General features: G+C 72.8%; 16 protein-coding genes. 11 read left to right on the forward strand and 5 right to left on the reverse strand.

Features of this window, described 5'->3' with window-relative positions:
• Positions 1–4: 4 nt before the first annotated feature.
• Positions 5–1951: a putative baseplate assembly protein gene (locus I847_RS0103060; protein WP_028048512.1), complete on the forward strand. Its 1947-nt coding sequence runs from the start codon at positions 5–7 to the stop codon at positions 1949–1951.
• Positions 1951–2502 (forward strand): phage tail protein, encoded by a 552-nt coding sequence (locus I847_RS21645; protein WP_051274402.1) that lies wholly within the window; start codon positions 1951–1953, stop codon positions 2500–2502. The genes I847_RS0103060 and I847_RS21645 overlap by 1 nt, the downstream gene beginning before the upstream one ends.
• On the opposite strand, the gene I847_RS21650 is transcribed toward I847_RS21645, so the two are convergent.
• Positions 2456–5347 carry a BTAD domain-containing putative transcriptional regulator gene (locus I847_RS21650; RefSeq protein WP_051274403.1) on the reverse strand — a complete coding sequence of 964 codons (2892 nt, stop codon included), beginning with the start codon at positions 5345–5347 and terminating at the stop codon, positions 2456–2458. The two genes, I847_RS21645 and I847_RS21650, sit on opposite strands and share 47 nt — an antisense overlap.
• Positions 5348–5479: 132 nt before the next feature.
• Between I847_RS21650 and I847_RS25325 the strand changes: the two genes are divergently transcribed.
• From I847_RS25325 to I847_RS0103105, 6 genes are all read left to right on the forward strand, one after another.
• Complete coding sequence (locus tag I847_RS25325; protein ID WP_051274404.1) at positions 5480–6316, forward strand: hypothetical protein; 837 nt, start codon at positions 5480–5482, stop codon at positions 6314–6316.
• A 254-nt stretch (positions 6317–6570) separates the two neighbouring features.
• Positions 6571–7872 carry a hypothetical protein gene (locus tag I847_RS0103085; protein ID WP_028048514.1) on the forward strand — a complete coding sequence of 434 codons (1302 nt, stop codon included), beginning with the start codon at positions 6571–6573 and terminating at the stop codon, positions 7870–7872.
• Between the two features lie 58 nt (positions 7873–7930).
• Positions 7931–8491 (forward strand): TetR/AcrR family transcriptional regulator, encoded by a 561-nt coding sequence (locus I847_RS21655; RefSeq protein ID WP_051274405.1) that lies wholly within the window; start codon positions 7931–7933, stop codon positions 8489–8491.
• 186 nt (positions 8492–8677) lie between these two features.
• A complete protein-coding gene (locus tag I847_RS0103095; RefSeq protein ID WP_028048515.1) occupies positions 8678–9343 on the forward strand; it encodes a hypothetical protein in 666 nt (221 codons plus the stop codon).
• Between the two features lie 69 nt (positions 9344–9412).
• On the forward strand, positions 9413–10237 hold the full coding sequence (locus I847_RS0103100) for a DUF4239 domain-containing protein (RefSeq protein ID WP_028048516.1): 825 nt from the start codon (positions 9413–9415) through the stop codon (positions 10235–10237).
• A 135-nt stretch (positions 10238–10372) separates the two neighbouring features.
• Complete coding sequence (locus I847_RS0103105) at positions 10373–10774, forward strand: SHOCT domain-containing protein (RefSeq protein WP_028048517.1); 402 nt, start codon at positions 10373–10375, stop codon at positions 10772–10774.
• A 65-nt stretch (positions 10775–10839) separates the two neighbouring features.
• On the opposite strand, the gene hrpB is transcribed toward I847_RS0103105, so the two are convergent.
• The 4 genes from hrpB to I847_RS21665 form a co-directional block, all read right to left on the reverse strand.
• Complete coding sequence (gene hrpB / locus I847_RS0103110) at positions 10840–13329, reverse strand: ATP-dependent helicase HrpB (protein WP_196804455.1); 2490 nt, start codon at positions 13327–13329, stop codon at positions 10840–10842.
• A 57-nt stretch (positions 13330–13386) separates the two neighbouring features.
• Complete coding sequence (locus tag I847_RS21660) at positions 13387–14280, reverse strand: phosphatase PAP2 family protein (RefSeq protein WP_051274406.1); 894 nt, start codon at positions 14278–14280, stop codon at positions 13387–13389.
• Positions 14281–14414: 134 nt separating this feature from the next.
• A complete protein-coding gene (locus I847_RS0103120; RefSeq protein ID WP_051274407.1) occupies positions 14415–15299 on the reverse strand; it encodes a hypothetical protein in 885 nt (294 codons plus the stop codon).
• On the reverse strand, positions 15296–16708 hold the full coding sequence (locus tag I847_RS21665; RefSeq protein WP_081680375.1) for a glutamate decarboxylase: 1413 nt from the start codon (positions 16706–16708) through the stop codon (positions 15296–15298). The genes I847_RS0103120 and I847_RS21665 overlap by 4 nt, the downstream gene beginning before the upstream one ends.
• A gap of 233 nt (positions 16709–16941) precedes the next feature.
• On the opposite strand from I847_RS21665, the gene I847_RS0103130 reads away from it, so the two are divergent.
• The 3 genes from I847_RS0103130 to I847_RS21670 all read left to right on the forward strand — a co-directional run bounded on the left by I847_RS0103130 (position 16942) and on the right by I847_RS21670 (position 20062).
• A complete protein-coding gene (locus I847_RS0103130) occupies positions 16942–18396 on the forward strand; it encodes an SDR family oxidoreductase (RefSeq protein ID WP_051274408.1) in 1455 nt (484 codons plus the stop codon).
• A 72-nt stretch (positions 18397–18468) separates the two neighbouring features.
• A complete protein-coding gene (locus tag I847_RS0103135; protein WP_028048521.1) occupies positions 18469–19260 on the forward strand; it encodes a transglutaminase family protein in 792 nt (263 codons plus the stop codon).
• 40 nt (positions 19261–19300) lie between these two features.
• Positions 19301–20062 (forward strand): potassium channel family protein, encoded by a 762-nt coding sequence (locus tag I847_RS21670; RefSeq protein ID WP_081680377.1) that lies wholly within the window; start codon positions 19301–19303, stop codon positions 20060–20062.
• Positions 20063–20064: the final 2 nt, after the last annotated feature.

Below are 20064 nucleotides of genomic sequence, written 5' to 3' on the forward strand. Positions count from 1 at the left end.
CCCGATGAACCTGCCCACACCGCGCCTGGACGACCGCACGTTCCAGGACCTCGTCGACGAGGCCAAGCGGAACATCGCGCGGCGATCGCCGCAGTGGACCAACCACAACGTGTCCGACCCGGGCATCACGCTGGTCGAGACGTTCGCCTGGATGACCGAGCTGCTGCTGTACCGCGTGAACCGCGTGCCCGAGCGGCTGCACGTCGCGTTCCTCGACCTCGTCGGCGTGCAGCTCTACCCACCCTCTGCCGCCCGCACCGAGGTGTCGTTCCGGCTCTCGTCGCACCACGGTGACGTCGTGCGCATCCCCGCGGGCACCGTCGTCTCGACGCGTCGCACGGTCGCGCAGGACGCCGTCGGGTTCACCACCCTGCGCGACCTCGACATCTCGCCGGGCGCCTCGCGGACCGTGCTCACCATGCCGGCGGGCGGCGAGGCCACGGACCGCACGTCCGGGCTCGGCCTCGGCGACGGCTTCCTCGCCTTCAGCTCCACGCCGGGCGTCAACGACGCGCTCTACCTCGGCCTGGACCATCCGGCCCCGTCGAACCTGGTCCTGGTCCAGGTCGTCTGCTCCATCGGCGGGTTCGGCATCGACCCGCGACACCCCCCGCTCGTCTGGGAGGCCTGGACACCGGACGGCTGGGAACCGTGCGAGCTCGAGCGCGACGACACCCTCGGGCTCAACGTCTCGGGCGGCATCGAGATCCACGTCCCGCCGGGGCACGACGAGTCGAACGTCGCGGGCATCTCGGCGGCGTGGCTGCGCTGCCGGGTGGTGCCGGTCGCCCGCCCGTACCGGTCGTCGCCCGTGCTGGTCTCGGTCACGGCGGCGACGATCGGCGGCGACGTGGAGGCCGTGAACGCCGAGCGTGTCCTCGACGAGACGCTCGGAACGAGCGACGGGACGACCGGCCAGGTCATGCACGTCGCCTACCCGCCGGTGGTCCTGGACGCCGACGAGGCCTTCGTCGTCGACGTCGTGTCGGCCCCGGGGGCACAGACCCCGTGGATCGCGGTCGACGACTTCGCTGCAAGCTCGCCCGACGACCCCCACGTCGTGCTCGACCGGTCGACGGGCGAGGTGCGGTTCGGACCGGCCGTCCGACTCGAGGACGGGTCGGAACGACGGTTCGGCGCGATCCCGCCGCGCGGGTCGACTCTGCGGGTGCGGCAGTACCGCACCGGCGGCGGCGCCGGCGGGAACGTGGCCGCCCGCGCGATCGCCGTGCTGCGGACGTCGATCCCCTACGTCGCGTCGGTCTACAACCGCAGGGCCGCCGCGGGGGGCGTCGACGGCGAGACGGTAGAGAACGCGCGCCGCCGCGGTCCGCTCGAGCTGCGCAGCCGCGGTCGCGCGGTCACGGCAGAGGACTACGTCGACATCGTCCGGCGGACCGCCCCCGAGCTCGCCCGGGTGCACTGCGTCCCGGTCACCGAGGGCGCGGACGCGGGCAGCGTCCGAGTGCTCGCGATCCCGGCGGTCCAGCCGAGCGACGGGCCAACCGCCCTGCGCGACCTGCAGCTGCCGGACAGCGCACGCGACCGCGTCCTGCGGGCGCTCGACGAGACGCGGGTGGTCGGGGTCCGGATCAGCGTCGAGCCGCCCAGCTATGTCGGCATCCGCATCGACGCGCGGGTCCGGGCACGTCCCGACTCCGAGCCGGCCGAGCTCGAGCGGGCGTGCCTGACCGCGCTGTACCGCTACTACGACCCGCTGACCGGCGGCCCCGACGGCACGGGATGGCCGCTGGGGCGACCGGTGCAGCCGGGCGAGGTGCACGGGGTCCTCGGGCGGGTGCCCGGGCTGGACTTCGTCGAGGCGGTCGTCCTCTGCCGGGCCAACCCGCTCGACGGGTCGATCTCCGCACCGCAGGACCGGATCGACCTCGACGACACGCACGTGGTGCTGAGCGTCGAGCACTCGGTCGTCGTCGACCAGGCCGTGTGATGCGGACGCTGAGCGGGACGGCGACGCCCGTGCACACGTCCCTGCTGACCGGGCTGCCCGCGGCCTTCGTCGGCAGTGAGCTGACCGTGAACCTGGTCGAGGCCTTCGACGACGTCCTGGCGCCCGTGACCGTGCTGCTCGACGCGCTGGACGCCTACGTCGACCCGCGCTACGCGCCCGACGACTTCGCCCGCTGGGTCGTCTCGTGGCTCGCCCCAGGGATCGCTGCCCGGAGATCGGCAGACGACCTGCGCGCGCGCCTGGGGGACGTCACCGAGGCGATGCTCGGTCGCGGCACCACCGGCGGGGTCGTCGCGGCCGTGCGAGCGTGCACGGGGCTCACGCCGGAGGTGCGCGACAACGGCGGCGTCTCGTGGAGCCGACGACCTCACGCGCCGTTGCCCGGCACCTCGCTGCCACGCCTGGAGGTCGACGTGCGGATCGCGGCAGACGAGCCCGATCCGGACGCGCTGCTCGACCTCGTGCGGTCGGTCGTGGACGACGTCAAGCCCGTGCACGTGCCGGCGACCGTGCGCCGGGTCGGTGACTGACCGGCACGTCGAGCTCTGCCAGCACGTCCGCGTAGTCGCGCCCCGCTGCCGCAGCGGCCGCCGGTTGCCCGTCGGCCTCCAGGGCGTCGACGAGCAGCTGCCACAGCTCGTCGCGGTAACGGTCGATCACCAGTCCCTGCCGGGCGGCGTCCACAGCGCCCCGGGCGTCGCCGCCCTCCGCGCGCAGCAGGGCCAGCACCTCGCACGACCGCAGTACGGCGGACCGCAGACCGTCACGCTCGTCAGCCACCCACTCCGCGCCCCCGTCGTCCGGCAGGAGGTCGGCGCGGTACTGCGCGATGCCCTCGGCGAGGGCGCGCTCGGCCGCGGCGCGGTCACCCCGGGCCCGCGCCGAGTCGCCGCGGTGCAGGGTCTCCTGGAGCCCGCGGGCGTCGTGCCGGTCGCTCGCATCGAGGACCAGTGCGTACCCGGCGCCGACACGCCGGACGTACGACGCCGACACCGGCGCGCCGGGCCGGTCGAGGATCCGACGCAGCGCGCTCACCGCCACCTGAAGGCTGTGCTGCGCCCGCTCGACGTCCTTGTCGGGCCAGAACCACTCGACGAGCCGGTCGCGATGGACCGCCGCGGGCGCATGCACGCACAGCGCCCGAAGGACCGCCCGGTGCTGCGGGCGCAGCGCACCGAGGTCGGTCGGCACACCGTCCCGCAGCACGAGGAACTCGCCGAGGCACCGCACCTCGAGCCGGGGCACGGTCCTCTCGGGCACCGGACCGGCTGCGGCGTCGCGGGCCCGCAGCGCCAGCGTCAGCCAGCGGGCACCGTCGCACGAGGCGGCGAGCCGCAGCGCCCAGGTGCGGTCGAGGGTGGACCCGGTGGCCGCGACCGCCGCGGCGTGCGCGAGCGGCCCGACCTGGGCGGCGTCGCGGACGACGGTCTCGAACGAGTCGACGGGTGTCCGAACCCACGCGTCGAGCACGTCGCACCAGGTCAGCAGGGCGGGTGCCGCGAGCTCCGCCACGTCGGCACGGAGAGCCGACACGTCGGACGGGCGCAGGCGACCGCCGGCGAGACGACCCATCGCCTCGAACAGGGCGAGCAGCGCGGCCCCCCACCGGTCGCCGCCCGCCCGCGCCGCCGACCGCAGGTGCGCGAGCGCCGCACCGTCCGACCCCGGCCTGCACGCGAGCTCCAGGCCGTCCACGAGCCGTTCGAGAGCCGGTGCGCCCGAGCTCTTCGCTGCTGCACCCGCCCGCTCCCGGGCCTCGGCCGCCTCGGCACGCAGCGCCCACGACAGGCTCACCGCCTCACCGAGCAGGGCGAGCGCCTCGAGGGTCGGACCGTCTCCGACGTTCTGGGCCACCCGCGCGAACCCACGTGTGGCCGCCGCCAGGTCGCCCGCCACGAGGTCGGCGACCGCCCCGGCCAGCTCACGTCGGGGGTCCGGCGAGGCGTCGCGTCGCAACCGGTCCGGCCGACGACGCGGCACGACGAACGCGTCGCGCGCGCGCGCCACCCAGTCGTCGACGACGCCCAGCGGAGGGTTCAGCCAGGTCTGCACCATGCGCAGCTCACGGTCGACCGCCGCACTGTCCGTGCCCGTCCACGGGCGGCTCGCGGCGCGGCGGTACGCCTCGACCGCGCCGTCGAGATCTCCTTCGACGACGAGCCGCCGGGCCAGGGCGAGGGCCACCCACGGGTCGGTGTCGCGGATCACCGACGGGAGCATGTCGATCCAGGCACCCGGGCGGTCCGCGAGGTCACCGCCCGCCACGGCGAGGATCCGACGGGCCGTCTCCCAGTCCTGCGCGCGGCAGGAGGCCCGCAGGGAGTCGTCGAACTCCGCCGCCTCGAACGCGAGCTGGGACGCCCGGACGTGCAGGGCGCGCGCGCGGGTACCGCCCTGGACGTCGGCGAGGACGCCCAGCAGGTGCGAGCGCATCACGTCGTGGCACGTGTACGTCAGGCCGTCCACGTCGACCGCTTCGGTGAGCAGCCCGAGCCGGTGCGCAGCCGCGAGGTGCGCCCCGCCGTCCTGTGCACCCAGCAGCGCATCGCACCGGGCACCGGTGAGCCGGCTGAGCACCGACGTGTCCCGCAGGAACTCCCGCAGGTCCGCCGGGATCTCGTCCAGCACGTGCCGCGCCAGGTAGTCGCCGGACAGCGGTCCGCTGCCCGCCCCCAGCACGCGAGCGCGCACCGACGGCGGTCGTCCCCGCGTGGCCAGGTGGAACAGCTCGAGCCCCGCCGCCCAGCCTCCGGTGCGGCTGGCGAGGTGCGCCGCCTCGGGCGCCGGCATCCGCATGCCGTGACACTGCCGGAACAGCTCCTCGACCTCCCAGGCGCGGAACCGCAGGTCGTCCTCGAGCACGACGTCCACGCTGCCAGCGAGCCGCCGGGCGAGCACCACGGCCGGCGTTGTCCGCGACCCCACGAGGACACGCACGGTGTCGGGCTGGTGCTGGAGGAGGTGCGTCACCAAGGGCGCTGCCGGCGAACCGTCGAGCGACTGCAGCTCGTCGAGGACGAGAAGGCCCGGACCCGCCACCGCCTCGAGCGCGTCGAGCGCCTCGTCGATCTCTCGCCAGGGCGGCCCGCCGGCCACCCCCAGGGGTGCGCAGGCAAGACGAAGATGAGCGAGGAACACGTGGACCGACCCGAGAGCCGGGTCGAGGGTGAGCCACGCCGCCGGCCGGTTGGCACGGGCGGCCGCATGGGTCAGGAGCGTCGTCTTGCCGCAGCCTGCCGGAGCCGCCACCAGGACGAGGCCGGGAGCCCGCGGGCCGAGCAACCGCACGGTCAGGCGGTCGCGGTGCAGGCCCCGGGCAACTGGCGTGGTGGTCCTGCTCCGAAGGACGGTGACGACGTCGTCACGAGCGGACACGCCGCTCTGCCCCTGCCATGTGAATCGTCCCCCTTGCTTCACACCCCCGCGTACGCTGACCCTAGCCTTTCGGACCATTCGCCCGAAAGAGTGCATCGCGGGACAGCGCCAGACGGGCAGGCGGGCACGTCGTTGAACGATGGGGATGGCACGCAGGAGCGTGACGACGACGACCTCGCGTCGTTGCTCGCACCGCCGGACGTGCCGTTGCGCCCGGGCCGTCCACCACGGCCCGACGAGCGGACGTCGACCGTGCCGTCGACCGTCCCGGCTCCGGATGTCCCGGCCACGGATGCCGCGCCGGTCACTGCCTCCGACGACACGTCTCGCGTCGCCGACGACACGCGTCGCGTCGCCGACGAGCCCGTCCGGACCGTGGTCCCGCGGACGTCGAGACGACCCGCGCCCCCTGCCCGCACGACCTCGGACCGCGGGCCGGCACAGAGCCGCACGCGCCTGCTCGCCTCGCCGGCGGCAGAGCCTGTCGCACCGCTCGTCCTCGGGCGCCGGTTCCAGCCCGTCGCCGGCGGATCGCTGCCCCGCCCCTCGGAGGGCGACGGGGCCGTCGCGCACGTGCTTGCTCCGCCCGGCGCCTGGGTGCACGCGATCCTCGCGGGTCGCGTGCGGCGCGCCCCGGCGCAGATCGCGTCCGGCGCGCTCGAGCTGCACGGCGACGACGGCACGGTGCTCGTGGTGACGGGGCCGGCGCAGGTCGCCTGGACCGTCGACGACGACCAGCGCGTCGGTGCCGGCCACGTTCTCGGCGTCGTGGTCGGGGCGGCCGGCGACCCGCCCGTCGATCCGCTGACGATCCTGGCGTTCGACGCGCAGGGGCAGCAGGTCGACGCCGTCGCGTTGCTCGTCGGCCTGCCCGACCCGGGCGAGCTGGACCTGCACGGCGACGACGGCACGACCGGCGTCGACCCCTACGACCTCGACCTCGAGCTGGCGGGCGGGGGTGTCCCGTGATCGAGTGCCCCCGCTGCCACCACCAGAACGCGGACGGTGCTGTCCTGTGCGTCACCTGCCGCACCTACCTCGGGTGGTCTGCCTCGGCTCCCGTCGACGCCGCGACCAAGACGCCGACCACGGCCCCGACCGCACCCACCCCCGCACCGCCAACCCCACCCACCCCCGCACCGCCAACCCCATCCACCCCCGCACCGCCGCACCCACCGACCCCACCCACCCCAGCGTCCCCGCACCCACCCACCCCGGCCGCCGTGCCCGGCGCGCCAGCCGGCAACCGGTTCACCATCGGCCCGCCGACCTCCGTCGCCGGCGTGCCGTCCCACGGACCGTCGACGCCGACGGTCGTTCCCCCGACCCCGGCGTCGCACTCGATCCGTCCGGTGCCCGTCGTCCTGGAACCGGGTCCGGCAGCACCGCGGACGGCACCGCGGCCGGCGCCGGAACGGACGATCGGCGTGCGCGTCGAGGCAGGCGCAGCCCGGCTCGCTCCCCGGGCACCGGACGACGAGTCGGCGCAGGGCGGTCCAGGGCAACGTCCGGGCCCGTTCGACGCGATCCAGCCCGACGACGTCGACCAGTACGCCGGAGCCGACGGTCCGACCGGCGGCATGAGCGCCTCCGGCGACGGCGAACCACAACTGGGCGACGCGATCCGGTGCCCGGTCTGTCGTCGCGCGCTGCCCTCGTCGCGCCGGTTCTGCCGGTGCGGCGCCACGCTCGTCCGCCCGGTCGTGGTCGAGGAGGAGGTCGAACGCGCGCGGTTGCCCTGGTATCGGCGGCTCGACGACCGCATCCGCCGCAACCAGGCGTTCTGGCGGCGGATGCGCTCGGCGAACGCGGGAATCCGCGCACACTACGACCGGGTCCGCTCCGTGCGGGTCTACGCGGCACAGCTGACCGCGATGCTCGCTGCGGTCGGCATCACGGGGGTCGTGCTGCTGCCGTCGGCCGCCGCCGTCCGGGAGCAGGCGGTCGCGCAGGCGACGTCGCTCGACCCGCGTGGCTACACGGTCCTGCAGGCGACCGCGTCGACCGTTCCTGCGCAAGCCGCCGACCCGCAGTACGCACCCGCGTTCGCGGTGGACGGCAAGACGGCGACCGCCTGGGGCGGCACCTGGACGCAGCCGACGACCTCGGGCGGAGCCTGCGGGCAGGCGGGTGGGACCGCGACGCTCGTCCTGACGCTCCCCGCGCCCACCGACGTCGACCGCATCTCCATCCTCGGTGGCATGCCGGCGACCAGCCCCGACCGTGACCTCCAGGACAAGCCCGGTGTGGTGGACATCGTCTGGGGTGACCGACCCGACCAGTGCACGGAGGTCACGATGGTCGACTCGTCGGCACCGCAGCCGTTCACCCTGGACGCCAAGGACGTCACCAAGGTCGCCGTGGTGATCGTCGGGACGATCGCGCCGCAGAACCCGTCGCCGACACGCGTCGTCGCTGTGTCCGAGGTCCAGCTCCAGCGGCGCGGCCTCGTCGCCGTCGTGCCCGCGGTCCCGGTACCCAGCTCCCTGCCGAGCACGATCCCGACGGCGGTGCCGACGGGCTGAGCCTGTCGCAGGGTGCGCATCGGGTCGGGCCGTCGAGGCCGCGCTATAGGGTGCGTACGTGCCCTCCCCCAACCGGAACCGCGGGCCGAGCGCCGCCGAAGAGAACCGCAACGCCCTCGTCGACGCCGCCCGACGGGTCCTCGCCGAGTCGGGCTCGGCGGCACCGTTCAGCTCCATCGCCCGGGAGGCCGGCGTCGGCCAGGGCAGCCTCTACCGACACTTCCCCAACCGGGCAGAGCTCACGCTCGTGGTGTTCGAGGAGAACCTCGCGCAGCTGGGCGAGCTGGCGGGCGAACGGACGACGTCGCTCGCCGACTTCGTGCGCGCGGTCGTGCGGCAGGCTATCGACTCCGTCGGGTTCGGCGAGGTGGCCGGCGGGCTGGTCGACGACGACGCGCTGCGCCCGTTCGAGAGCCGTTTCCGTGCCATGGCAGCGACGGTGCTCGCGCGCCACACGGACCAGGGGGCGACGCCGATCCTCTCGGTCGACGACTTCCTGCTCGCGATCCGCGTGGTGACGAGCGTGCTGTCGATGACGAGGGTCGACGATCGCGTGCGCATCGCCGACGAGGTCCTGCGGCTGCTCGCCCCGACGATCGGCCCGGTCCGCGTCGCCTGACGTCCGACATGCGTCCGGCGGGTGCCAGGACCCGTCCTGCGTCGGGATCACGTCGTTGCCTCTGTGCAACGAGAAGCCGTTCGTGCACGGTTGGTGCAGCCGGCCCCGCCCGAAGCGAGCGGATCCCCGTGTACCGGGCCGAGTCAACCGCCCCGGTCGGTGCAGTCTGAGCGAGAGCAGGGCTCCATGAGCATCCCGAGCAGTGCCGTCACCGCCCAGCGTTGGCGAAGCAGGCGGTCCGCAGCGGTCGGCGGCATCGTGTTCGCCGTCCTGCTCATCACGGTGCTCGTGCTCATGCGCGTCGCGGTGGTCGACGAGACGCTCCAGGACCTCGTCGCCCACCCTCGACGGCAGGCCCTGATGCGGACAGCGCTGCAGCTCGTGCCGTTCGCGGGGATCGCGTTCCTCTGGTTCATCGGTGTGGTCCGTGACCAGCTCGGCGACACGGAGGACCGGCTGTTCTCGTCGGTGTTCCTGGGCAGCGGCCTGCTGTTCCTGGCCATGATGTTCCTCGGTGCCGTGCTGGCCACGAGCCTCCTGCGGATGGTGCCGGGCCCCGACCTCGGCCCGGGCACCTGGGAGTTCGGGCGGCAGTCGACCGTCACGCTCGTCACCGTGTACGCGATGCGCATGGCGGCGGTGTTCACCGCGACCGTCAGCACCGTCGTGCTCAGGACCGCCGCGGTGCATCGCAACCTCGCGTACGTCGGGTACAGCGCCGCCCTCGTCCTCCTGCTCGCGGGTGGCCGGTACCGCTGGGTCGAGCTGCTCTTCCCGGCCTGGGTGCTCGTCCTGAGCGTCGCGATCCTGATGACGCCAGAGCGTCCGCGCGCCGACACCCGCCCCGGGTGATCCGCGCAAACCCGCATGCGCTGGCCCGCCGTCCGAAGAGGATGAGGACAGACCCGTATATTTCGGGCCATGAACATCGTCGTGGGCGCGGTCATCGTCATCGTCGTCACTGCGCTCACCTGCACCGCGATGCTCTTCGTCCGTCGACGGGCGCCCGACGGGAGCTTCTTCGCCGACGGTGACCGCGCGTCCGGCGTGTTCGGCGTCCTGGCCACCGGCTTCTCGGTGCTCCTCGGCTTCATCATCTTCTTGGCGTTCGACTCCTACGACCAGGCGCGCTCGGGCGCCGAGGCTGAGTCGACGATCGTCGCCCAGCAGCTGGAGACGGCCCAGTTCTTCCCGACGGACACCTCGAAGCGGCTCAGCGGCGAGCTCGTCTGCTACGCCCGGTCCGTGGTCGGGACGGAGTGGCCGGCGATGGCCGACGGCTCGCTGGGCGAGGCCGTGAACCCGTGGGGCGTGCGGATGTTCCACACCCTGCAGGACTTCACCCCCGGCAGCGACACGGAGCAGTCCGCGTACGACCGGTGGATGGACCAGACGGCATCTCGCGAGCAGTCCCGCGTCGACCGGGTGCACGGCGCCGAGGGTCTGATCCCGTTCCCGCTCTGGCTCGTGCTCTACGTCATCTCCGGCGTCATCTTCGCCTACATGCTGTTCTTCGCCGACCGCGCGGAGATGGCGAAGACCCAGGTGATGCTCATGGGCAGCGTCACGGTCGTGATCACCCTGCTCCTTCTGCTGCTCACGTTCTTCGACCACCCGCACGGCGGGGGCCTCGGGAAGCTCGAGCCGACGGCGATGCAGCGCAACCTGCGGATCATGAACCAGGAGCTGTCCTCCATCGGGCTCGACCTGGCGCTCCCCTGCGACGCCGCCGGACGTCCCGCCTGAGCGACACCCCGAGGCACACCCTCTGACGTGCGCCGATGGACCTAGTATCGAGGCGCGGGTGCCCGATGTGTCGGGTTCCCGCCCGCAACGGCCGGACGCCAGACACGCATCTGCCCGCACCTGGAGGCTCTCAACATGGGCATCACAACGAATTTCGGCAACGGCGACGTCCTCCTCTGGATGCTCGAGTTCTTCCTTTTCATCATCTGGTTCTGGCTCTTGATCGCGATCTTCTCGGACCTGTTCCGGGACAGGAGCACCGGCGGCGGCGTGAAGGCTCTGTGGGTCTTCTTCCTGATCATCCTGCCGTTCCTGGGGATCCTGCTGTACCTGATCTTCCGTGGTCGGGGCATGGGCGAGCGCGGCCTGGCACAGGCAGCCGCGGCGCAGGAGCAGCTCGACGCGCAGATCCGCACGGCAGCCGCCGGACCGGTCGACTCGCCCGCCGACCAGATCGCCAAGGCGAAGGCGCTCCTGGACAACGGTGCGATCACACAGGCCGAGTTCGACTCGCTCAAGGCTGCGGCGCTGGCCTGATCGTCCCGACGAGCCGGCTGAGGACCACGGGCCTCAGCCGGCTCGTCGCTGTCTGCGACGGCCCGTCAACGCGCGGGGCGACGTACCCCTCGCGTGGGTTCCGCGGTCAGCGGGTCGTCGGGCCACGCGTGCTTCGGGTACCGGGCTCGAAGCTCCGCACGGACCTGCGGGTACCCGGTCCTCCAGAACGACGCGAGGTCAGCCGTGACGGCCGCAGGTCGTCCGGCCGGCGACAGCAGGTGCAGGAGCACGGGCACCCGGCCATCGGCCAGTCTCGGTGTCTCGCGCCAGCCGAAGGTCTCCTGCAGCCGCACGCCGAGCACAGGTTGGTCGCCGGTGTAGTCCACCGGCACGGTCGTCCCGCTGGGCACCTGCAGCCGCTCCGGCGCGAGGACGTCCAGACGCGCCGCATCCGGCCAGGGCAGCAGGCGGCGCAACGCCGACGTCACATCGATGCGGTGCAGGTCGGACGACGCGCGGGTCAGGTCCGGTCCGAGCCACGCGTCGAGGGTGTCGAGGAGCGCTCCGTCGGACACGTCCGGCCACGGCTCGCCCAGCGCTCGGTGCAGGAACGCGAGACGAGCCCGCAGCGCGGAGGCGCCCTGCGACCACCGCAGCACGCCCAGCCCGTCGCGCCCCACGCCGTCGCGCACCGCCGCCTGGACCAGAGCCGGGGCGGGGTCGGTCAGCCGCTGCGAGGTCAGCTCGATCGCCCCCAGTGACCGCACCCGTCGCGCGACCACCCGGCCGGCTTGCCACTCGACGCGCTCCTCGTCGCGAACGAGCGCGGGCGCTGCCTCGAGGGCGAGGTCCGCGTCGAAGGGAGCCGCGGACCGTATCGTCGCGTCGCGTCGAGCCGCGCCGCGGTCGGCGTCGGCCACGGCGAGCCACGAGAACCCCGCCAGGGGCGAACCGGTCGGCAGCGTCGCACCCGTGCCGGACGCCATGAGGTACGCCGACCCGCCCGGCCGCAGGCGCGCGATGCGGTCCGGGTGGGCGAGCGCGACGACGAACGCCGTGGCGAGGTCGTCGGTCAGCCCGCTGCCGGGCGTCCGATCGGGCAGGGCCGCCAGCAGGCGTGTCGTCTGTGCCCGCCACCGATCGGTGTCCGGGCTTCCGCGCCGAACTGCTCGCAGCGCCGCGACGAGATCGCCGCCGGGCGCGCGCAGGTCGTCGGAGAGCATCGCCACGATCTCTGCGGCACGCCGGGCCCCTACCACCGCCGCGCCGTCGAGCAGGGCGCGCGCCAGCCGCGGATCGACCGGGACCGCGGCGACCGCCCGCCCACGCGACGTGACGGAACCGTCTGCAGCGAGGGCGCCGAGGCCCTGCAGGGTCGCGACGGCCGCCTCGAGCGCCGCGGCAGGCGGCGGGTCCAGCAGCGCCAGGTCGGCCCCGGTGGGACTCCCCCAGCAGGCGAGCTCGAGCGCGAACGCCGTCAGGTCCGCGGTACGGATCTCGGGCTCCGGATGTGCCGGCAGGCGCACGTGGTCGGCCTCCGTCCAGCACCGGTAGACCGCGCCGGGTCCCTCTCGACCAGCCCGTCCCGCACGCTGCTCGGCCGCAGCACGGCTCACGCCGACGGTGACGAGCCCAGCCAGACCGCGCCGATGATCGGTCCGGGGTTGTCGCGAGAACCCGGCATCCACCACGACCCGGACGCCGGGCACCGTCAACGACGACTCCGCGACCGCCGTCGAGACCACCACCCGACGCCGAGGTCCCGGCGCCAGGGCGAGGTCCTGGTCCCGTGACGGCAGCCGGCCGTGCAGCGGTCGGACGTCCGCGTCCACCCCCGAGAGCCGTCGCGCGACAACCCCGATCTCGCCGGCCCCCGGGACGAACACGAGGACGTCACCCGCACGCTCCTGCAGCGCGCGACGCACCGTGCCCGCGACATGGTCGAGAAAGCCCGGCGTCACCCCGCGCTCGTCGGTCCGGGTGACGCGCGGCGGGGCCGGGCACCACAGCACGTCCACGGGGTGCAGGGCCGCCTCGACCGACACGACCGGCGCCCCGGAGAGCAGCGCTGCCGTCCGTTGCGCCTCGAGCGTCGCCGACATCGCCACGACCACGAGGTCGTCCCGCAGGTGGCTGCGGACGTCGACGAGCAGCGCCAGGGCGAGGTCGCCGTCGAGATGCCGCTCGTGCACCTCGTCGAGGACGACCGCCCCGACGCCGGCCAGCTCCGGATCCCGCTGCAGGCGCCGAAGCAGGATCCCAGTGGTCACCACCTCGATCCGGGTCGTGGCGCTCGTGCGGCTCTCACCCCGCACGCTGAACCCGACCGTCGCGCCGACCGGCTCGCCGATCAGGTTCGCGAGCCGGCGGGCCGCGGCGCGGGCAGCGATCCGGCGCGGCTGGGTCACGACGATGCGTCCCGGGATCGCGGCCGCGACCGCGGGCGGGACGAGGGTCGTCTTGCCCGTGCCGGGCGGAGCCTGGACGACCACGACGCCGCGGTCCAGCACCGCGGCGACGACCTGGTCGAGCGCACCCCGTACCGGAAGCTGCGGCGGATCGGCCAGCAGCTTCGTGATGGGGTCCGCGTCCACGGATGGAGTCTGCCCTGGTCCGGGTGCGACCGGGCAACCAGGCCAGCGCAGGCGCCGTCAGGCGGCCGGGGGCCTACCCGTGTCCCGCTCGTGCGACGAGATCTCCCGGAGCTCGACGACCGCCGGGGGTTCGTGCATCTCCGCCGCGGAGTAGGCCTCGGCGGCGGCCAGTGCGTAGTCCTGCGGTATCGCGACCCGCGCACCGCTGCGCCGTCCGGTCGCGACCGCGGAGGCGTACGGCCGGCCGGCGACCCACCAGCACGCGAGCACGAGTGCGCCGCCGGCGACCGCGTCCAGGAGCCAGTGGTTCGCGGTGAGGACGACGACGGCCGTGGTCGTGGCGACGTAGCCGAACGCGAGGACCTTGAGCCAGCGCCGACGGGCGAGGCAGGCCAGCACGACACTCACCCACAGCGCCCAGCCCACGTGCATGGACGGCATCGCCGCGACCTGGTTGGTCACCGTGCTGGCGTTCTGCGCCTGCTCGGCGGCCGACGGCCACCACCCGTACTGCGAGGTCGTGGACACGGTGTCGATGAAACCGGCAGTCAGCCGCGGCGGGGCGGTCGGGTAGAACATGTAGCCGAACAGCGCGATGAACGTGGCCGCGAACAGCGCGGTGCGGGCGGGCCGGTAGAGCGCGGGACGCCGGACGTAGAGGACGATGAGCACGGTCCAGGTGACGATGAAGTGCATCGTCGCGTACCAGTAGGCCGAGAACACCGACACCGCGGTGATCGGCGTGACCGCGTGGTTGACGGCCTGCTCGATGTCGATGTGGAGCCACCGCTCGACCTCGAGGATCTGCAGGGCGTGGTGGCGGGCGGCGCCCCAGTCGCCACCCACGACGAACCGGGTGGCGCTGTACGCGGCGTAGAGGGCAACAACAAGAGCGAGCTCGCGCAGCGCAGCGCGTCTCGCGAAGATTCGTGCAGGGGCCTCTTCCACCATCGGGACGAGGCTAGCGGACGGGTGCGACATGAATTGCCGGTCCGCGCCGATCAATGGTGTGACATCCGTCAGGAATCGTTAAGGTCGCGTTCCGTCAATTCACCGGAATTCACCCGCCGAGCCCGCGCGGCCGTTCACGCTGCCGCGGGTTCGGCAACCCTGTCGCGCGCCGACTCGACAGGGAGCAGGATCGCGCCGAGCAGGAAGCAGACGGCTCCGACGAACGTGCCGACGTTCACGAGGGCGAGGTTGGCAAGCTCACCCGTGGAGCGGAGGTAGCGGGCCCCGACGGCGGACAGGCCGAACGCGATCGAGCCGAGCAGGTTGAGGGCGCCGATGCGCCAACCGGTCGAGCGGTCGGACCTCGGCAGGATGCCTCGGTTCACCTCGGAGTACGCGAACCAGCTCGCGACGAGGAAGGCGACCGAGCCGAGGGCGTCGGGCGCCCAGATCAGGTGCCGCTCCTGCGCGACGGTGAAGTCGGTGCGGGTGGCGGCGAACGTGGTCACGTTGAAGAACAGGGTGCCGACGAGCTGGACGAACGCGGCCCAGAAGTCCAGGCGCCTCGGCTTCCACCCGATGAGCCGGCGCAGGGGGCCGCGGGTCGGCTTGTCCGCGATGAAGATCCCCTCGGGCGCCGTGACGGTCTCGCGGTACTGCAGGTACCCGGCGCTGGTGAAGAACAGGGAACCGACGAAGAACGTCCACGCGACCGTCGCTGCTGCGACGTTGTCGAAGTAGACCGGCAGCGACCCGAGCGCGAAGCAGACCGAGCCGATCGCGAACAGGCTGCCGATCCACCAGCTCATCGCGGTCGGGCGCTCGACCCAGGAACGGGCCGGGTCCAGCACGCGGTCCTCCAGCAGACCCAGCCCTTTGCGGTGCCGACGAGAGCTCCAGTGCACCCGGGACCCGTCGGGACGCTCCAGCACGGCACCGGTCACGAACGATGCCGGGCCGGAGGTCTCGACGACGGTCCATCCCTCGGGGAGGTCGGGGATGGTCGTGCCCGTGGTCACTTCGCCAGGCCGGTGCGCGCCTTGCTCTTGGCGGCGGCGTGCGCAGGCGAGGTCCAGACGTCGGGCTTTCGCGCCTGCTTGTGCGTGGGCTGCTCGGCCGCCAGTCCCTCGTAGGCCAGGAACAGGTCCTTGAGCAGCTGCTCGATCATGAGCCTGCTGAGGTCGAGGCGGACGACGACGCGCAGGAGGTGGGTCTCCTCGGCGTCGGGCGGGAGGCTGTACGCCGGCACGATCCAGCCGTCCTCGCGCAGCCGGGAGGACAGGTGGTAGACGTCGAAGCCCGGGTCGCCCTTGAGCGTGAAGGTCACCACCGGCTCGGCCAGCCCCGGGTTGAGGATCTCGAACTTCCCGCTGGCGACGAGGCTCTCGTTGAGGAACCGGGCGTTGGCCAGCATCGTCTCGACGATCGCGGTGTACCCCGACCGGCCCAGCCGCAGGAAGTTGTACAGCTGCGCCTGGATCATGGCCGACCCGCGCGAGAAGTTGAACGTGAACGTGGGCTGCGCACCGCCGAGGTAGTTGACGCTGAAGACGAGGTCCTCGGGCAGCTTGGTCGAGTCCCGGAAGATCAACCAGCCGACGCCCGGGTAGACCAGGCCGTACTTGTGCCCGGAGGCGTTGATCGAGGCCACCTGCTCGAGGCGGAAGTCGAACCTGAAGTCGGGCTCGGCGAACGGGGCGATGAACGCGCCGCTCGCGCCGTCGACGTGCAGCGGGACGTCCCAGCCCTTCTCCTTCTTGATCCGCACCAGGAGGTCGTTGATCTCCTCGATCGGGTCGGACTCGCCCACGTGCGTGGTGCCCAGGACGGCTCCGACAGCGATCGTGTTCTCGTCCACCAGCGGCTCGACGTCGTCGGCGCTGATGACGAACCGGTCCTTCTTCATGGGGATCTTGCGCATCTCCACGTCGAAGTAGTTGGCGAACTTGTCCCAGACCACGTGGGTCTCGGCGCCGAACACGACGTTGGGCCTGTCGGTCGGCAGCCCCGCAGCGGCGCGACGGTTGCGCCAGGTGCGCTTGTGGGCGAGCAGGCCGAGCATGATCGCCTCGGAGGAGCCGATCGTCGCGACGCCCACGACCTTGGCGTTGTCCGGCGCGTGGAACAGGTCGCCGAGCATGTGCACGGCCGCCTCCTCCACGAGCGACGCGGCCGGGTACTCCTCGTGGTCGATGTGGTTCTTGCGGATCGTGTCGTGGATGAGCTTCTCGGCCTGCGGCTCCATCCAGGTGGTCACGAACGACGCGAGGTTCAGCGTCTCGCGGCCGTCGAGCATCAGGCCGGTGTGCAGCAGCTCGTACGCCTCGTCGGGATCGATGCCGTGCTCGGGGAACACGCCCCGGTCGATGTGGTCCCGGAAGCTGGGCCGCCCGTGGATCGGGCCGTACACGTCGCGCTTGTCGGTCACGGAACTGCTCCCTCGAGTCCGTCCGCCGGGTCCGCACCCGGGGAGATGTGCACGTACCTGCGTTGCCGAACGTAGCAGCCGAACATGCACGTCTGTCCTGGTCTGTCCCGAACTCGTGATCGTCCCGGAACGGCGCCGCGGCCTGCCGGTAGACTGGGGGCTCCCCCGCGCCCGGCTCTCGTGCTCACCTCTGCTCGTCGGCCATCCGACGACGACCCGCTAGGACACGCACGATGACGACCCTGACGAACGAGCCCGTGACGCACGAGGTCGACGAGGCCGACCTGCAGACCTTCCTGCGGGTCGCCGAGCAGATCAGCGCGCTCCCCTCCGACCACCCGCACCTCGCGCTCGCGCGACGGGCCACCTCGGCGCTGTTCAAGGCGGCCAAGAAGCAGCGCCGGGCCGAGAAGCGCGACGCGATCAGCTCGGCCGACCGTGCCGTCATCGCGGCGACGGCGACGGGCAGCCCCGGCCGGATCGACGACGAGACCAACGGCATCCCACTCGTCTCGTCGGCACAGGGAGCGACCGCGGGGACGCTGCTGAAGGCTCGGCCCTGCTACATCTGCAAGGAGCCGTACGTCGACGTCGACGCGTTCTACCACCAGCTCTGCCCGGCGTGCGCGCTGCTCAACCACGCCAAGCGTGACGCGCGGACCGACCTGACCGGCAAGCGCGCCCTGCTCACGGGTGGCCGCGCGAAGATCGGCATGTACATCGCGCTGCGGCTGCTGCGCGACGGCGCGACGACGACCATCACCACCCGGTTCCCGCGCGACGCCGCGCGCCGGTTCGCGGCGATGTCCGACAGCGACGAGTGGCTCGACCGGCTGAGCATCGTCGGCATCGACCTGCGCGACCCCGCCCAGGTGGTCGCGCTGGCCGACGAGGTCGCCGCGCAGGGGCCGCTCGACATCCTCATCAACAACGCCGCGCAGACCGTCCGCCGGTCTCCGGGCGCGTACTCGCACCTGGCCGACGCCGAGCTGGAGCCGCTCCCGGACCGTCCGCTGCCGCCGATCACGACGTTCGGCCGCACCAGCAGCGCCCACCCGCACGCGCTGGCAGGCTCGGTCACCGAGCTGACGAGCATCGCGGCCGGCGCCGGTGTCGCGGAGCTGGCGCTGACCGCCGAGGCGGCGTCGCTGACCCGGCTCGTCGCCGGCACGGCCATCGACGCGGGCGGCCTCGTGCCGGACACCGCGGAGTCGAACAGCTGGGTGCACACCGTCGACCAGGTGGACCCGATGGAGCTGCTCGAGGTCCAGCTGTGCAACCAGACGGCGCCGTTCATCCTGGTCAGTCGACTGCGACACGTCATGCGCCGACCGGTCGGACGCTCGTACGTGGTGAACGTCTCGGCCATGGAGGGCGTCTTCTCGCGCGGCTACAAGGGCCCCGGCCACCCGCACACCAACATGGCGAAGGCTGCCCTCAACATGCTCACGCGCACGAGCGCGACCGAGCTGGCGCAGGACCGCATCCTCATGACCAGCGTGGACACCGGGTGGATCACCGACGAGCGGCCGCACCCCACCAAGGTCCGGCTCGCCGAGGAAGGCTTCCACGCCCCCCTGGATCTCGTCGACGGCGCCGCTCGTGTCTACGACCCGATCGTGCGCGGCGAAGCCGGCGAGGACCTGTACGGCTGCTTCCTCAAGGACTACGCGCGCTCTGCTTGGTGACGCTGGTCACACTGACGTCCGGGAAGGCGTCGCCGGGAGGCGGGACGGGCGGACAGACGCCACGATCGGCGCATGCATCGCGAGATGAGCGCGCACCTGGTCCTCGACGTGACGTCACCGGCAACCCTCGCCTTCGAGCTCGCGGTGTCTGGGCAGTACACCGTGACCGAGGCGCTCACGGTGTCGATCGACGGGGCCTTCGTCGAACCACGTGAGGTCGTCGACAACCACGGCACGCGCCTGCACGTCCTCGAAGCCGGCGCCGGTCGCCTGCTGCTGGACTACGCCGCGACCGTCGACGGCCGCGCCGGCTCCGAGAGCGTCGCCGAGGCGGACCTGCTGCGCTACCTGCGACCCAGCCGCTACTGCGAGTCGGACTCCCTGGGCCCCACCGCACACGCCGAGTTCGCCGGCCTGAGCGGCTACGACCTGCTGTCCGCGGTCAGCTCGTGGGTCGGCTCGCGGCTGTCCTACGTCCCCGGATCCAGCCTGCCCACCGACGGAGCGGTCCGGACGCTGCTCGCCCGCGAGGGCGTCTGCCGCGACTACGCACACCTCGTCGTCGCCCTGCTGCGGGCGCTCGACGTCCCGGCGCGGCTCGCGTCGGTGTACGCCCCGGGGCTGCAGCCGATGGACTTCCACGCGGTCGCCGAGGCCTACCTCGACGGGCAGTGGTACGTCGTGGACGCGACGACGCTCGCGCCGCGGTCGACGCTCGTGCGGATCGCGACCGGTCGGGACGCCTCCGACACGGCGTTCCTCAACGTCCACCACGGGTTCGCGGACCTGCTCGAGCTCGAGGTCACGGCCGTCGCGGCGACGCTGCCCGACGACGACGTGCGCGACCTGGTCGTGATCGGCTGATCTCCCCGGTTGGGCACCGCCCGCTGCTAGCCTCCGGAACGTGAGCGCCGAGGATCTCCCCGCCGACGAACCGGCCGCACCGCCCGCCCGCACGAGGACGAGCTGGGCCGTACGCCGCCGCGAGCCGGACCGGTTCGCCTTGGTCCTCACCCTCCTGGTGACCGCGTACGTGCTCTCCGCGCTGGGGGGCAAGGACTGGGTGCAGGTCGTCGTGGCGGTCCTCTACGTCGGCGCCCTGTTCGTCGCGATCCGGTCGTCGCGCGTCGAGGGTCGCGCACGCATCGTCATCCGCGCCATCCCGCTCGCCGCCGCCGTCGTCAGCCTCGCCGCCTTCGTGGCGCTACCGCGGCAGGACGCGTACGGCGTCCTGAACGCGGCGGTGGCCACCATCCTGGTCACCGCCCTGGTGGTCATCCTCGACCGGATCCTGCGGCGTTCTGCCGTCACCCTGCAGTCGATCTTCGGGGCCTTGAGCGCCTACCTCCTGATCGGCATGATCTTCACGGCGGTGTTCGGCGTGCTCGCGTGGCTGGGCCCTTCCCCGTTCTTCGCCGGTGGCCAGGAGGTGAGCCAGCGGGCGCTGCAGTACTTCTCCTACACGACGCTGACGACCCTGGGCTACGGCGACTACACCGCGGCAGAGTTTCCGGGGCGCAACATCGCGACGTTCGAGGCGCTGGTCGGCCAGATCTTCCTGGCGACCTTGGTGGCGCGCCTCGTCGCCTCCTTCACCGTCACCCCTCGCCGGTCGAGGCTCGGCACGACGATCGACACGACGAGCCCGGACGCACCGGGCGAGTGAGC

The sequence above is a fragment of the Cellulomonas sp. URHD0024 genome (assembly GCF_000426185.1).
Lineage (GTDB): Bacteria > Actinomycetota > Actinomycetes > Actinomycetales > Cellulomonadaceae > Cellulomonas.

Excerpts from the sequence above, each read along its gene's own strand:
- I847_RS0103060 (WP_028048512.1), top strand. The coding sequence starts at position 5 with ATGAACCTGCCCACACCGCGCCTGGACGACCGCACGTTCCAGGACCTC.
- I847_RS21645 (WP_051274402.1), top strand. The coding sequence starts at position 1,951 with ATGCGGACGCTGAGCGGGACGGCGACGCCCGTGCACACGTCCCTGCTG.
- I847_RS21660 (WP_051274406.1), bottom strand. The coding sequence starts at position 14,280 with ATGGTGGAAGAGGCCCCTGCACGAATCTTCGCGAGACGCGCTGCGCTG.
- I847_RS0103135 (WP_028048521.1), top strand. The coding sequence starts at position 18,469 with ATGCATCGCGAGATGAGCGCGCACCTGGTCCTCGACGTGACGTCACCG.
- I847_RS0103100 (WP_028048516.1), top strand. The coding sequence starts at position 9,413 with ATGAACATCGTCGTGGGCGCGGTCATCGTCATCGTCGTCACTGCGCTC.
- I847_RS0103105 (WP_028048517.1), top strand. The coding sequence starts at position 10,373 with ATGGGCATCACAACGAATTTCGGCAACGGCGACGTCCTCCTCTGGATG.
- I847_RS0103095 (WP_028048515.1), top strand. The coding sequence starts at position 8,678 with ATGAGCATCCCGAGCAGTGCCGTCACCGCCCAGCGTTGGCGAAGCAGG.
- I847_RS0103130 (WP_051274408.1), top strand. The coding sequence starts at position 16,942 with ATGACGACCCTGACGAACGAGCCCGTGACGCACGAGGTCGACGAGGCC.